Raw genomic sequence first — 16,774 nt, 5'->3', positions numbered from 1 at the left:
CAAAGTCGCCGCTGAAGGAGGCAAGGTTGTCGGGCAGGTGTACCTGGAGATCGCCCAGCGAGATGTCGCCCAAAAGGAAACTGCGCACGTCGAGCGAATCGTCGAGATTCTGGTAAATCTGGATGCGCTGGACCGGCGCGTCGCTGGTGGCCGGGTTCTCAAAGGTGATCGTGTAGGGAAGGAGCGTATCGATCGGGATAAAATTCGCCGAACCATAGCCGGCTGGCCCGATCATCCGCACGGAATCGGAGCGCTCGCCGGTCAGACCGAAATAGTCCTGAAGGTTAGGCGCCTGCACCGGGGTCTTGTCCTCCTGCATACCGGTCCCGGCCTGCACCCAGAAAGCCTCGAAATGGGTTTCATGACTCAGCGCCAGATCAAAATCCGCCGCTGTAGGCAGCGTATCGCCGGGAATGCGCGTATCCGGGGTATCCCCGTACCACTTGCGCACCTTCGCGAAAAATGCCGCCAGATCGCCCTGCAGAATCTCTCCCCTGGTGTCAATCCCGATCAGGCCCGCCGTGAGCACCGACGTAAGGCTCGAAACGATCGGCATCGTATGCACTTCCGGCGGCGTATCCTCCGGTCGGAGCTGACCGGCCTGTTCCAGCCCTTCCAGATAGAGGGCGCCCCAGCCGGCGGCATCCGCTGCCGCCTCGATGAGCACCCGCGGCGCGGTTGCGTCTTCCAGAACCGCCAGACGGAGCTTCTCGGCAGCCGTAAGCTGGTAGGCAATGTACTCAGCCGCGGTCATCGGCGTGGCAGCCGCAGCAATATAGAACTTGAAGGCAAGGGCGTCATAGTCCCACTGCGGCTCGACGTCCGGGTCCTTCAAATCCTTGAGAGCCGTGGGAATTTTTTTCAGAACATCGCGCATCTCGGCATAAACGTCGGCCGTGAAGGTGAGCCCCATATAGCCCCGGTTGATGAAATCGAAGGTGAACCCCGTCGCCATCAGTTCGCCGTCCAGATTCAGGATGGAATTGAGTTCCGCCCAGGGCACTCCGGCGATATCGGGTGAACCGGTCAGGTTTGTTCGGAAGATGAGGCGGTCTCCAACCGGCCATACCTCATCCTCGCCGGCGTACCATTCCTCGCCGGGGCTCATCTTGTTCTGGACATATTCGTACCAATCCGTATCGTTAAAGATAAACGGCATGCTGAATTCGAAATGGACATAAGGCATATCGACATTCGTCAGGCTGTAAACCCCGAAGCCGTACCAGCCCACGTCGCCGAATTCCAGTTCCTTAGGCCCACCCATGCCCACTGTCAGCGAGAAGGGCTCAGCCTCCTCCACGAGATACCGGTAGGCAATCCTGGCCGTTTCGCCGTCGGGATTGATCACTTCTACGTCGTAGAGGCCGTGGGGGGCGTCGGTCAAATCAAAGGTGCAGATGATCCGCGTAGCGTCGATCACCCTGTAGCTGATCGCCTCGTACTCCGCGAACTGGGGCTGGATCAACTTCACGATGGCGGAGGGAGAGAAGCGCGCCCCTTTCACCTCCAGGGTGACATAGCGGGAATCGCCGCCGGAATCAGGGGTTACCTCGCGGATGGAGAAAGGCAGAACACGCGCCTTCAGCGTGATCCCGGAGGTAACGGGTTCGGCGCCCGGAACGATCTCCCGCGCCGCATCCTGCCAGCCGGCAGAGCGCACAAGAATATAGTAAGCGCCGGCTTCAGTCAGCGGCACCCGCGCCGTCTGGTCGCTCCATAAATGTCCTTCAAAGGCGCCGTCATAATTGATCGAGTTAGGCAGCCCCATGTAGCGGACATAGAGCTCATTGGCTATCGTCTTGTCCTCTGCCGTCAGGGTTACTTCAAGGGTTTCACCAGCCGGAACGGTAATCTGGTAGAGGCGCTCGCCGCCGACGGTGAGCGTGTCGTTATAGGGGGCGTCAAGCTGGAGAACCGGCGCCGTGATGGTTACCGTATCGCCGCTGGCAAGCTTGTTGTTGCCGTTATTGCTCCCCTCGTTGATATCGTCGTAAATATCGGCGCGGACGATGATCCGGTAGTCGCCCGGCAGAACGGCCGGCAGAACAGCGCTCAGCGTTCCCGTATAGGATTCGCCTTTCGCCAGATCGCGGTAAATAGGCCGCATCTTGCCCGGTTTATCGGGATCGGGTTCAAGCTCCACCCGCCCAAGGAGACGGTCGCCCAGATCCCAGACGGCGTTGTCGGAAAGGTAGAGGGAATCAGCCCAGTAACCGGTAGCCGGCTCCACAGTGCTGATGTTTGTGACCGTGTAGGTGACGGTGACGGCGGCGCTCACCTGCCCCGCCGCAGGCACCGTAATCTCGGTCACCGCCAGATCCGTCGGCGGCGCCGAATCGATAATCAGCGGAACCGTTACTGCGACGCCAGTAGCGTTGTTACCCTCTTTGTTGCCCTCATAGACAAATCCGTAGGGATGCGTGGCATTGGGAACATCGGTCAATACCAACACATAATAGGTACCCAAAAGACCCCGCGGCACCATGAAGGTGGAAGGCACGGTATAGAAGGCGTTTCCCGGCAGCGCGCCGTCATGGCTCACCTGCCCCAGGAAATGGTCGCTCTTCACGTCAAGGTACTTGTCGCGCGAAAGAAAGATATAATCGGTCCAAAGATTCTGCCTTTCCGGCACTGCACCGCCGGAGAGGTTCGTGACCGTATAGGATACGCCGAATTGACGTCCCGAGATCGCATGCCCGTCTGCGGCATCCTGGCTCCCGGTCAGGGTCACACCCGTTACCTGCAAATCGGGCGAATCGACCAGCGTGATCGTCAGCGTGGTATCGATAATATTGTCCGCTTCGTCCTGGAATTCCTTCACCTGCCCCATCATGTTCCAAGCGGAAGGGGGAATCGGAGACTCGATGCGGACATTGCCGGTAGTCTGGGGATAGGGCATCGACCGGCTGAAATATTGGCTGACATTGTAGGGCGAGTCGATGTAAACCAGGATGTGGAAAGTCCCCTGGATATCGTCGGGCAGTCGCACCGTGGCGGATACCGTATATTCCGCGCCCGCTTCCAGCACCCCAGTGTGGCGCTGCTCGCCGATCAAAAGGTCGTAAAGATCGATGGAGCCGTCTTGAGAGATGTAAATCCGATCGTACCAGAAATCGCCCCGGGTGGCGCGCTCGCCGCCGTTTTTAACCGTCCAGGAAATGTCGATGGTCTGCCCGGAATCGGCGGCTGTCGGAATCGCGAGGGAACCGGCTTTCACCTGCAGATCCGGCTCCCGGTAAACCACCATCATTTCGTTCGCAGCAACGTTATTGAGTTTGGCTGCGGCTTCTCCCTCATAGACGCGGGTCCTGACGTCCGTCGGCCAGTCTGGAAAATCCATGCCGGTCAGGGCGTCTATCCCGCCCCAATTGTACTCCACATAAGGATTGCGGTCGGTAAAAACATAGACATACCGCCGTCCCTCGCTCCCCACGGGCAGATTAACCGTAAGCGAGGCTTCATAACTCTGCCCGACTCCGAGAGGGGTGGAAGACATGTGAACAACGCTTCCCACAAACTGGGCCCGCTCGTAGATGAAGGTCGGATCGGGAGAAACATAGACATAGTCTGTCCAGCGCTCGGTGCCCTTATAAACGCTATAGGCGCCGTCGTTGGTTACGCTCCACTTCACCGTGATCGCCTCGCCGGAATAGGCTGTATCCGGCAGCGTAATCGCGGCAACCTGAAGATCAGCAGGAATGGGCCGGATGACGCTCACGACGGCGCGGTCGTTGTTTGAGGTGAACGGCCCTTCCCAGACCTTGCGAACCTCAACCTTGTCTTCGCCCCAGAGAATCCACCGCAATTCCGACTTGCTCAAGCTGTCAATCTTGGCATAGACCTCGGAGACGCTCATCGTTTCCAGATCGCCGATCTTCTCGGAAATTCGGTCCGTCACCTTTGCCATCTCGAGGAGCAGTTCATCCTCATCGGTCAGCAAAATATTGGGGTCAACGTTAGTTTCGACGATAAAGTATTCCCCGAAAACGCTCGGCGGCAGCGTGAACTCCAGGGTCTGCGTATAGCTCTGCCCCCTTTCCATGGCGCCCTCGTGGAGCAGCGCGAAGACCAGGGTCTTGTTCGTTCCTACGGCGTCATCGGAGACATAGACTGCGTCGGCCCAGCGATCGAGATCTGTCACATTCGAACCGTTATTGGCCACGGTCCAGGAAACGGTCGTTTTGCTGCCGCCCAGCGCCTGCCCGGGAACCGAGATATTGGTCACCTCGAGGTCGGCCGGCGGGGTGTAGAGGATCGTCAGCGGCTGCAAGGCGGTCTTGAAGTTGTTGTTGTCCAGCGACGTCGGGTCATCGGGATTAAGATTTACGTCAAAGGTCAGCTCGAACACCTGGTTCCAGGAATCGGCATAAACCATCAACTCATAGATCCCCTGAAGATGGATGGGAATCGTCCCGGTGATGGTTCCTTCGTAGAACTGGCCAACCTCCAGCGCGCCGGTGTGGGAAACGCTGCCGATGCGAAGATCCGTGCCTCCGCCGGGGCTGGTTTTATCGGCGGTAAGCCACAGAGAGTCGCTCCAGGCAGCCGGGAAGGTAATGCCGGCGCCTTTGTTGGTCACCTTGTAATAGACGGTGATCTGGCTGCCGTCAAAGGCTTCGGTCGGGCCGGCGACGTTGGAAACCACGAGGTCGGGAGGCGGCACGGGGGTGGCATCGACGGTAAGCTGCCCCGCCATCACGTTGTTCCCGTCGGATGGGTACTCATCGACCGAGCCAGAGGCATCGACCACAGCAAGGATCCACATCGGCCCCTGGGCCGCCTGCGGGATGCGGTAGTGACCTACCGAACGGTACTGCTCGGTTGAGGCCAGAGCTGAGCCATTGGGCTCCCACGCCAAGAGCATGTCCCCGCCGTCCAACTTGTTGTCCAAAGAGAGGTAAACGCCGTCATACCAGCGGCTGCCTCCTGTGGGGGTGGCGACTGTCCCCAGATTGGAAACCGTCCACTCCACATCGACCACCGCGCCCGATTTCACCGAAGCCGGAATGGTAAGAGTCGTCACCTGCAGATCAGGGCGCGTCTGGAGCTGAACGGTGAATTCGTGTATCACATCATCGTTATTGGTCAAATCTGGGTCGATCACCTGGCCGGCAATGTCGGTCTTTACATAGAGAGCATACACCCCGGAGATGTGGAGGGGCAGACGGAAATTCTCGGTACGGGTATAGGAATAGCCTGCCGCCAGCCCCTGGCTCATGATGAAAGTGCCGATCCGGATTGCCTGGGCACGATCGTTATTGGGGGCAATATAGATACCGTCCGTCCAGGAACCAGTTGCATCGCCGTTCACCCCCTCCAAGAGTGAACCATTGTTCTGGACTTTCCAAGTAACGTCAATTGACGCTCCGTCGGCAGCGCTGACCGGGGCCGTTACGCTGACGATCTGCAGATCCGCCCGGGGCGACACCGTATAGGTCACCATAAGCGGCGCGGAGGCCCTGGTGTTATTGCCCTTGTAGATAAATTCATAAGGAGCGGCGGTCGCTGTTTTAACAAAGAGATACTGCGTTTTATCAATCTGCTGGTCGATCGTGGCATTAATCGGGATCGTCAGCTCCACTGTACGGGTGTAAGAGGCGCCCACGGCCAGGTTGCCTACCCGACTGAAACTGCCGAGGAGTTTCCAGTTAGCGCCGTCTGCCGAGTCGGAAAGGTAAACCTCATCGTACCACTCCGGCGTTGAAGTGGGGCCGATCCCCGAATTATCCACTGTCCAGCTCAAATTGAAGGCTACACCCGTCGTCAGCGCCGTTTCCAGATTGACGCTCTGGACAGTTAGATCGGCGTAGGGAAGCGGCATGATGTCAACGAGATGACCGGGCGATGCGGTGTTGGGATTTGCATCAGTGTGTTCGTAAACCTGATTGTCAATGTCGGCTGAGACAAAGAGAGTAAAGCGCCCTTCAAAAGCGGCGGGAAGCTGGATGATCTTTTCTACATTATAGGAAGTACTGTCCGGCATCAAACCCGAGTGGGCAAAACGCCCCACCACCAGATCATCGCCGTCGCCCCGGATGGCATTCCGGGAGAGGATCACGGCGTCAATCCAGTCGGAAGTCAGGCCTGTGCCATTGCCCTTGTTGGTCACAATCCACTGCACCAGCAGATCGGCCGGATCGCCGATGATTCGCTCCGGCGCGGTCACCCCGCTGACCTCCAGATCGGCATAAGGCGCAAGCGTGATCGCAAGCGCGGCGGAAACACCGACATCCTCCTCAAGCCCCGTTCCCTCGACAATGACGTTACCGGCGTCGGGACGGACAAGCAGATAATAACTGCCGTCAATCCCGTTGGGAAGAGTCACAGCCAAAGAAGCGTCATAACTGCCGCCGGCGGCAAGGCTTCCCTCATGCGCAAGGAAGCCCAGCGAAACATCATCGCCGGAAAGCGTATCGTTTCCTGACAAATAGACGCGGTCCGTCCAGGAAGCAACCGTCGCCCCCGTCCCGCTGTTGCGGCCCTTCCAGGAGACAGTCACGTCGAACCCGGACTGTGTCGATGCCGGATTCATTTGCACGGTATCGGTCTTGAGATCAGGATGCTTGAGAGCCACGGCGCTGGAAACGCCGGTATTATTCCCCTCATTGGTTCGTTCGTAAATCAGATTCTGATAATCGGTTGCCACAAGCCAGCGATAGGAACTGCCATCGGCGCTTATGGGCGCCACGATGGTTTCGGTTCGTGAATAAGAAGCGCCGGCGGCCAGATTCAGTGAACGGGAATAAGTGCCAAGCAGAATGGCGCCGGTCATTGTCCCGTCCAGAGAAAGGTAAAGCCTGTCGTTCCAGGAGGCCTGCGCCTCCTCCCCTCCCCTGTTTTCGACTGTCCAGGAAACCGTTACATTCTGACCGACCACGGCAGAGGTCGTTCCTGTGACGGTCGTCACCTGCAAATCGGGAACAGGCGACTGGTTCACGGTAACGGCGCCGGGGCTGACGCCCGTGTTATTCGTTTCGGCGCCGGGTTCCTGAACCTGGTTATAGATATCGGCCTTTACTAAAATCCAATAATCGGCGGAGGCGACCTCCAGCGGCAGCAGGTCAATGGGGATCGTCAAATTCTCGACCGCGCCATAGCTCTCATCGGAACCGAGACTCCCCTTATGGGCGAAGGAGGCGAGAATCCGATCATTGCCATCCCAGTTGTTGTCCGCAGAGATATAAAGGGTATCGGTCCAGGCGCTGGTCGTTGTCGCAGCGGTGCCGTTATTGGTCACCCGCCACGCCACACTCAAGGGCTGTCCGGTAAGTCCTGTGGCTGGCACGGTGACGGCATCCACGACAAGGTCGGCAGGCGGCTCGGCATAGACGATCGTAAGCATCGCCTCAAAGGCGTTGTTGGTTTCGCTCGCCTCGGACAGCTCGTTCCAGGCATCGATCCGCACGTAGAGCTTATAGTCGCCGGTTACACCCCAAGGCGTCGAAAGAGCGACGCTGCGATCCAGCGAAGCGCCGGCGGCCAGAGATGCGCTCTGGTAAACAGACCCCACCTGGATATCGTCGTAGTTCCCCAGGTAGGCATCCTTGGAGAGCACAGCCCTCTCCGTCCAAGAGTGTTCAGCCGGCGCCGAGCCGCTGTTGGTCGTCTTCCAGGAGACGGTCAGTGTCTCGCCGTTGGCGATGGTCGTCGGGGCCGCAACCGTGCCGAGGCTCAGATCGGGGGCGCTCAAGGTTACGAGGTTGGCCTGATAGTTGTTGGTCTCGCTCGCCTCCTGCTGGTAGCTGTAGTAATCGGCCGCCACAATGATATACCAGTTCCCCGTCAGCCCGCCGGGTAGAGTTACCGATTCGTTCATCGTATAGGCGGCGCCCGCATCAAGGATAGTCCCGTGCGATAATGTTTTAAGGCTGATGTCAGTGGAATCGAGAATATCATTCGCAGACAGATAAACCGCATCATACCATTGGGCAACCGCCCGACCTGTGCCGCCGTTCGTAACCGTCCAGGAGATGGCCGCGGCCTTGCCGGCCTCGGCCGAGGCGGGAGAAGTAACGGAGATGCTCAGATCGGCCGCCCGAATCTCAATCGGCACGGCGATCAGATTATTGGCCTCATTCTGCTCGCTCTGCTGACTGTACACATCGGACTTGAAGAGCAGGAATTTGGCGCCGACGCCGATAGCCTGGGCAATGGCCGTAACCGAAGCGGCGCTTTTTTGCACCGTGTAGGCAGCGGCGCCGGCCAAGCCACCGGTTACGGAGCGATACTCCGAAGCAAGAATTATGTCGCTGGAATCATAGACGTTATCGCTGGAGAGATAGACCATATCCCACCAGCTTGCGGTTGCCGGGCCGGTGCCGCCATTGGTCACACTCCAGGAGAGATCAATCCTCTCACCCCAGGCGGCCACCGCCGGACTCGTGCCGGTGATCGTCAGATCTGCCGCATTGAACGTTACCGGACGGGAGGTCATGTTGTTGTTTTCGTTCGATTCGGCCTGGGTTGCCGTGGCGTCGGCGACAAAAAGAAGATATCCGGCCCCGGTTAAACCGGAAGGCAGGGTAACATCCTTCTGCACCGTGTAGAATCCGTCTTTGGCCAAGGGCGAATAAGCGCCTGCATAGGCAGAAAGGAGCAGAACATCCGTTGTGACGTCCAGAGTCGCATCGGTAGAGAGATAGACCCGGTCGTACCAGCCTCCGGCGGCGGCGCCGCTGCCTTTGTTTTCCACTTTCCAGGAGAGGGTGACACGCTCGCCCCAACTGACCGTCGCGGGGGCAGTGGCCTCCGTCACCTGCAAGTCGGGATCGCTGATCTGGAGGGTTGTAATTTTCGTATTATTACTGACGAGCTTTTCCCCCTGAACGCCATCGCCGTTCACGACAAAAATGAGGTAGCGAGTCCCAACGCCGGTTGCGGGAAGACTTACCTGGCGCCCCGCCGAATAGCTGGCCCCGGGCGCCAGGGGGGTCTGAGCCTCGATCCGTTCGCTCAGAAGCAGTGTATCGGTGGCAGTATCAAGCGTATTATCCAGGGAGAGATAAACCCGGTCATACCAGTCCGCATAGGCGGTGCTGACGCCGATGTTGCCGACAGTCCAGGAGAGGTCAATGGTCTGACCAACCGCCGCCGCGGCCGGGGCGCTCACCGCCGTCAGATTCAGGTCGGGGGGCTCGGTAATCGTAATGGCAACTGCCGCACTCACATTGTTCGTTTCACTGGCCTCCGCCTGCACATTGCCGCCATCGGCCTTAACAAGCAGGTATTTATATGAAGCGGCCGACGCCTCGTTGGGAATCGTCAGCGTACGCGTCAGTGTGTAGCCGCCGCCTGCCGCCACGGGAAGGACAGAGGCCGTGCTGAAATTGCCGACAAGCAGATCATCGTTTGTCAGGGATTCATCAAAAGAAAGCCAGACCTGATCATTCCAGGCGGCGCTGGCCGCGCCCGCGCCGATGTTGTTGACGTTCCAGGAAACGGTAATCGTCTGCTGAACGGCAGCCTGCGACGGCGCCGTCACCGTCCCCATGCTCAAATCAGGAACCTGCAGCGTCATCGCCTGAGAAGAGACAAGGAAGTTATTGGTTTCGGAGGTCTCGCCCTGTTCACCCGTACCATCCGCCACAACCACCAGATACCATGTCCCCACCGGGACGTTTCCGGGAATTGTCACCTGCCTTGTCGCCGTGTACTGACCGTTGGCGGCAAGCGGGCTGTACTCCCATGCGGTAAAGGACCCGGCAAACCAGTCCGTTCCCGAATCAAAGGTCGCATCGGCAGAGAGGTAAACGCTGTCCGACCAAAGGCCGGGCGCCGCATACGATGCACTCGCATTTTTGACTGTCCAGGAAACGGAAAGCGTCTGTCCCGGCGCTGCAGAAGCGGGCGCGGTAATCGAGGCGACCTGCAGGTCGGGCGCACTCACCGTCACGGCAGTCGAGGCCAGGATATTGTTATTCTCGTCGGACTCACCCTGACTGGCGCCCGAGTCGGCGACTACAATAATATAATAGGATGCGGCGGAAAGGGCGGGCAGACGCACCGTCCGGATGGCGCTGTATGAACCCTGGGCCAAAAGCGGCACACGGTCGGAGGCGCTGAAACTCTGCAGCAGCGTGTCTGTGTCCGGCTCGAAGGTTGCGTTAAGGGAGAGGTAAACCGCATCCGACCAGGGGCTGAGGGCTGATGTATTGCCCATGTTTTCCACCTTCCAGGAGACATCAAACTGCTGGGCGGAAATCAGCGTCGCCGGGACGGTTACCCTCGTTACCTGAAGATCCGGTGCGCTTAGAGTGATCTGGAAGGGGGCGGAGGCGTTATTCGCTTCATCCGTCTCACCCTGGTTGCGGGAGGCGTCGGCAACCACAAAGAGCCAGCGGTCGCCATGACCGGAAGAAGGCAGAGTGATTGTGCGGGTCTCGGCATAGGCAGCGCCGGCGGCAAGAGGCGTTTGGGCGCCTGTCCAGGCATATAGCAGTCGGGTGTCGCCTGCATCCAGGATGTTGTCGGCGGAGATGTAAACGTAATCGTACCAGTCAGCGTTGGCCGCCTGGCCTGCCGCCGCCACTGTCCAGGAAATGCTGATCGCCTCGCCAAGGGTGGCCGCAGTCGGGGCCGTAACGGCAGTCACCGTCAAATCCGGGGCCGCTATGGCAATCGGGAGGGCCGCAATGTTATTCGTCTCATTGGTCTCGCCTTGACGCCCGGTTCCGTCAGCCACAAAGAGCAGATATACTTGGGAACCGATAATGACGGTCTCGGGTAAAAAGACGTTCTGGATTCGGGCGTACTGACCCTGCGACAGAAGATTCGGTGCGGAAATATAGAACGAATCGAGGAGCGTATCAGTCTCTTCAAGAGTTGCGTTTGCCGAGAGATAAACCCTGTCGTACCAATAAGCAGTTGTAGCGTAATCGCCGATGTTCTTGACCGTCCAGGAGACGCTGATCGTTTCGCCCAAAACGGCTGTGGCCGGGGCCACAGGGGCGCCTTCACCCGAGGCGACAACAGTCAGATCCGGCGCATTGAGGGTGATCCCTACCGAAGCCGTGTTGTTGGCATCATTCGTTTCTCCCTGGTAATTGTATGCGTCGGCGGCGACGATCAGATATTTATTGCCAAGCGCATCCGCAGGCAGTGTAAAGCTTGCATAGGCATCGTAGGTTCCGCCGGAAGTCAGACCCCCAGAATTATCGCGGAAAATACCGTAGTAGGTCAAAACCTGATCGTTGCTGTCCAGGTTAGTATCATCAGAGAGGTAAACACGGTCATACCAGTATCCCGCGGTAGCGGCACCGGAACCGTTGTTGGTCACTTTCCAGTTCACCCGGATGGACTCACCGGCGGCTGCCGTCGCCGGGGGACTGGTGATGGCAATCATCAGATCAGCCGATTCGATTTTGAAGGCTTTAGCAAGAAGGTTATTGTTTTCGTTGGATTCTGGCTGATCCTCATAATAATCCGCCCTGAACAAAAGGAAGTATGCTCCGGCGGCTGCGCCCGAAGGGAGAATAACCTGCCTGGTCATCGTGTATCCGGCAGAAGTAGCCGCAATCCATCCCGGGGTCTCGCCCGAATTATATCCCTTCAAGGTTCCATTGAGACCGTTGGGGGAGGAATCAATGGCCGTGATTCCCGATCCGTCATCAAATTTCCAGTAACCGGCCAGGGCCGCTTCATTTCCCGTCAATTGAACGTCGCGGCTGTTGGCAATCTCGGAAGGGCTGCGTGTTCCTTCCCAAATTCTTACCTCGTCGATCAGACCCTGATAATATTGGTAAACGTAGCCAGCATTAGTTCCAATCGTGACAGGCCGATCGTCAACGGCATAGTCAATCGCCGCGGTGGTGAAGGGAGCGGCTTCCCCGCTTTTGTAGAAGGTGATGCCAACGCCCGGTTCATAAACGGCGGCCACATGCTGCCATTTCCCAACATCCACGGCAAAACCCGTGTCGATGTCGGCAACACCGCTATAGACGTGCCAGGTGCTGCCCTTCTGGACGATGGCCCATTGATATCCATAGTAGTCGGAAGTAGTGCTGACAACATGACGGGGAGATGAGTAGGTGGAAAGCGGATAGACCCAGGCTTCAAGTGTGGCTCCGGGGCCGGAAGATGTCTCATTCAGGTTAAGGGACGTCTCCACCCGGCTGTAGTCACCATCAAAGAGCAGGGCCTTCTGGTCGGGAAGCAGGTCTATTCCCATATGGTTCTGGGTATAAACCCATGAATCTCCATATTCATAAGTTTCGTTCGCGGAAAGATAGATACCGTCATACCAGGTTCCCCCGGCGGGCCCCTCGCCACCGTTTTCCACCGTCCAGGAAACCTCCACCGCTCCGCCCGCTGAACCGCTGGCCGGAACAGTCGCACTGGAAACCGTCAGATCGGGCGCCGCATTGATGTGAACGGGAACAGCGCGGACGTTGTTCGTTTCGTCCGTCTCACCCTGATAGTTGTAATCGTCAGCGACAAATATAAGGTAGTAATCACCGGTCAGTGTCTCGTTGTATGTGGCATCGATACTCGCCGTGTAAGAGTCGCCGGCGCCGAGCGCCGCATCCCCGGAATGCCAGAAAGATGTAAGGTATGTGTCATCCGAAGAGTTAAAGACATTATCTGTCGAGATGTAAACGTAATCATACCAGCCCTGATGGGCAGCGACACTGCTCTCGTTAAGAACAGTCCAGGACAAGGGAATCTTTTCTCCCCAGGAAATCGTCGCCGGTGCAGAAACGGAGGTCACGGTTAGATCCGGGGCAACCACAGTAATCGGGATCACGTAGGCATTGTTGGTCGTGTTGCTTTCCTTCTGGTCAGACCAAGAATAGCCGTTGGCGGCAACAATGAGGAAGCTGCTCCCCAGAGGCGCAGATGCCGGCAGCGTAACCTTGCCGGTGTAATTATAGCTCCCATTCACCGCCAGGCGGGTAACGCCAGTCATCGAGAAATAATTAACATAGTTGTCATTGTTGTCCCAGAGGTTGTCGGAGGAGAGATAAACGTAATCGTACCAGTTCTGGTTGGCCGCTCCGTTCCCTTGGTTGAGCGCTGTCCAGGCAACATCAACCGTCTGGCCAACGATAATGGTCGAGGGCGCGGAGGCCGCCGTGACCATCAGATCAGCAGCCAAGATCGTCACCGGCAGGGCAGTATAGACGTTATCTGTTTCGTTGGTCTCAAGAATATTTTTATACTGGTCAACAACCAGGATCAGGTATTTGAGACCAATCGATGTTCCGGATAAAACCAGCGCGCGGCTCTCCTCATAAGATGCGCCACCAGTCAGTTCCCGCGTCTGGGAAAAATAATTGAGCCGGATATCGGAATCATCCCAGGCGGCGTCATCGGACAGATACCAGGAATCATACCAGGAGGTGCTCGGCAGGGAGGCATCTGTATTGGTCACCGTCCAGGTAACAGTCACAGTTTCCCCGAGAATGGCGGCCTGCGGACTGGAAGAGGCGCGGGTCGGCAGGTAGGTCGCCTGGGCAACGCCCTGGTATGCGCCATTGGAATAGCTATAGCTCCAAGTTGCTGCCTCCGAATCGCCGATCGTATAGGCGCCGGCAGTTAAAGTCTGATTGATACCGGACGCAACCCAGATATTCGTATCGGAGGTGTCCTGAACGGCAGTCCAGAAGCCTTTGACTGTCCCCCCCGCATCGTAGATTGTAATCGTAGGCGCCGCAGAAACGGTTCCTGAATGTTTCGTGCGAATCTCGGTCAGGTTCACCGACTCGCCGACCTTAAAACTAAACAGGTTTTCCGAATTTGTGCCATAGGAATAGGCGGATATACTCCCCTGCGTTTCGGGACGAACCGACCACGCAGCGGTTGTAACATCGAGGTTGCCGCTGCCGACGGTTACCGTTGTCGAACCGGTATTGTTGGCATTATTTGTTTCAGTCACATAGCCCGTGGCATCGGCGACGACAAAAATATAGCCGGTTCCCGGAACCGCATCTGCAGGCAAGTAAAGTGTGCCCGAAGTCTTCTGGTATGTTTCGTTCTGAATTAGAGGCAGCTCGGTCGTATAGGAAGTAGATACAGAAATATAGGTCAGGTAGCGGTCGGTCGCGGTATCGAGAACATTGTCGGCAGAATAATATATGTAGTCATCCCAGTATGATTCGCTCGTGGGATTCACTGCTTCGTTACGCACCGTGTAGGCGACCTGGAAGGTGCGGCTTGTCCCGCCGACGGTCGCGGGCGTCGTGGAAACGGCTGTTACAACGAGATCGGAACTCGGGTAACTGACGGGGATGGCCTTGACGTTGTCGGTCTCATCGGACTCGGCCACCTCGTCATACCCGTCAGCCTTAACCAGCAGGAAACTCCCCGTCCTCGATGTGGGCAAGTAGGCGGAATAGGAGCCATTGTAGGGAGAATCCGTTGGCGCAAACGGAGCATAGTGGTATGTGGAACCCAGGCTATAGTCGCCGTCATCCAGGATATTGTCTTCGGAGAGGTAAACCCGGTCGTACCAGTAGCCATTGGAGCTATAGGCGGTCCCCTCTCCAATGTTTTTTACGGTCCAGGATACTTGGACTGTTTGCCCCTTGTCGATGGTTCCGGTAACGGTGGCGGTCTCTATCTTGAGGTTGGGTGGAACATAAGCTACCGTGATCGGCACAGCGTAGGCGTTATTGTCCTCGTTGGTTTCCGGCTGCTGTTCGCCGCCATCGGCAACAAAAATCAGATAGGCCCCTCCCCTGTAGGGCATTGTAAATTCATTGGTAACGGTATAGGTTTCACCAGTGGGGATGACCTTGTCATAAAAATAGTTCGAACCAACCAGTTTGTCGTTCGCATCATAGACATCATCGGTGGACAGATAAACACGGTCGTTCCAGGAACCGAGGGCAATCGTATTCGGTTCCCGATTGGTAACCGTCCAGGACAGGGTCACTGGACTTCCAGCGTCCGCCGCGGAAGGCGCCGTGGCCGCGGTAATGGTCAGATCGCCAGGGGCGTAGGTAAGGGCAATGGCAGGCGACGCACCCTGATTGTTTGTATCACTGCTTTCGGGCTGGGAATTGCTCGAGTCCGTGTAGGCAACTAAATAGGCGCCTTGGACGTGGGGAATATTCACTGTGGCGTTCACCGTGTAGGAAGCGCCCACCGCCAGCCCCCCCGTATGCTCCCGGCTCGTGATAAAGACGTCATTATAGCCGTATGTCTGATCGGTGGAAAGATAGAGGGAATCGGTCCACGATGTTACCCCGGCGGCGGAGGCGCCCGCATTGGTCACCGTCCAGGAGATATCTGCACTGTGTCCAGTGGTTGCAGTGGCCGGCGCCGTCACCGCCGTCACCTGCAGATCCATGGTCGGGGCTGTGAAAGTAACCTTGGTCGCCGTTATCCCCGAGTTATTGGTCAAGACTTCTTCAGGTTGATTTCGATTGTAATCTCCATCCCATTGCCCCAAATTTACACGGGCAAAGAGATAGTAATCTCCCGCGGAGATGTTCTGCGGAACAAAAGCCACCGTGCCGGTTGCCGAAACATTGTCCCCTGCCAGAGGCGCCAGTCCCGTCACCGGATACTGACCGAACCATGTATCACCCCATTGATCAAAAACGTTGTCCGTTGACGCGTAAACATGAGCCCACAGATTGCCTTCAACGCCCTTGGCAGCGTCAGGACCCTTGTTCACTACGGTAACACTAATGGTCGCGGGGGCGCCTATTTCAGAAGTTGTCCCAGAAGGGGAAACTCCAGTCACTTCCAGGTCGATATCGGCAATCGTCAAGGTAACAGGGATCGGGGCGGTCGCCACGTTGTTCGTTTCATTTCCCTCAATCACATCATCACTGTTATCAGCAATAAAAAATATATAGTAGGTGCTGCCACTGGTGATATCCGCATAACGCCAAGGATCGACGCGGAAGTTGATGGTCCCCGTATAGGAGCCATTGGGGGCAAGAACGGTATCAGACGTGTGCTCAACCTGTGACCAGCTCAGGAAGGACTGGGGATCGAAGGTCGGTGTCGTCGAAAGGCGTGCGACATCCCACCAGGAGCCCGCCGGAGCTGAACCGGTTCCCTGATTGGTTACTGTATAGGATACTGGTATGGTATCAGTTACTTCTGCTTGGAGTGAATTAGTCGAACCGGCAGAAACAATCAGATCCGGCTGATCCGCGAACGGAACGGAGGCAAACATGCTCCGGCTAACGCTGGCCGCAACTGCAACGGACACAGGAGACGCCGCTTCCGATGCGCCTGCTGAGTAATTAGAATAATATGAAATAACTAAGTAATTTATCGGATAGGCGGCGGCAGACGGAGGAGGGTTCGCGGCATCGAGGCTCTCAACAAGCTGATCCGCCAGAGACGCTCCGACTGTCGGAGCATCTGTTGCCGGCGGTAGCGACGCCAGCAGAGCTTCCCCGAAAGGAGAAAATTCCTCCGACGAAAATGCCGTTTCAACCGCCGCTGCCCCGCCAGAGAAGCCACCGGAAGCAAGCTCTTCTTCAGCCGATGAACTCTCCGGGGAGCCGGAAAGGTCCGCCGCAATGAGGTCTTCGGCAGGCGTTTCGTTGGCGGCTATCTCCAAATCGGCGGCAAGACCGCCAAAGATATCGAACGAACTTTCGGGGGAATTATAAAAGTCGGAGGCGCTCGAAACGGCTTTTGCTGCCCGGGACTCGTCCTGCCGCTCAGGAATCTCAACCACAGACGCAAATTCAAAGGGAGCGTCAATCGCCTGGCAGAAGGCAAGCGCTGTTGCTCCCGGGTCTGCCGAAAGCAGCACCCGAGGCTCAAGCCCCTCCATCTCAAAGCGGTTTTTGTTTTCCCTGTTTACCAC

At 57.3% G+C, this 16,774-nt stretch carries 1 protein-coding gene (cut by a window edge); it reads right to left on the bottom strand.

What is annotated here, in order from left to right:
- Positions 1–16,774: the 5' portion of a putative Ig domain-containing protein gene (locus tag M0P74_11650; GenBank protein MCK9364234.1), read on the bottom strand. It extends 14,360 nt beyond the left edge of the window; the window shows 16,774 of its 31,134 coding nt (coding positions 1–16,774); the start codon lies at positions 16,772–16,774; the stop codon falls past the left edge of the window.

Source organism: Syntrophales bacterium (assembly GCA_023229765.1).
Taxonomy (GTDB): Bacteria; Desulfobacterota; Syntrophia; order Syntrophales; family UBA5619; genus DYTH01.
Note: the sequence above shows the minus strand (reverse complement) of the source record. Positions and strands in the feature narration are given on the sequence as shown.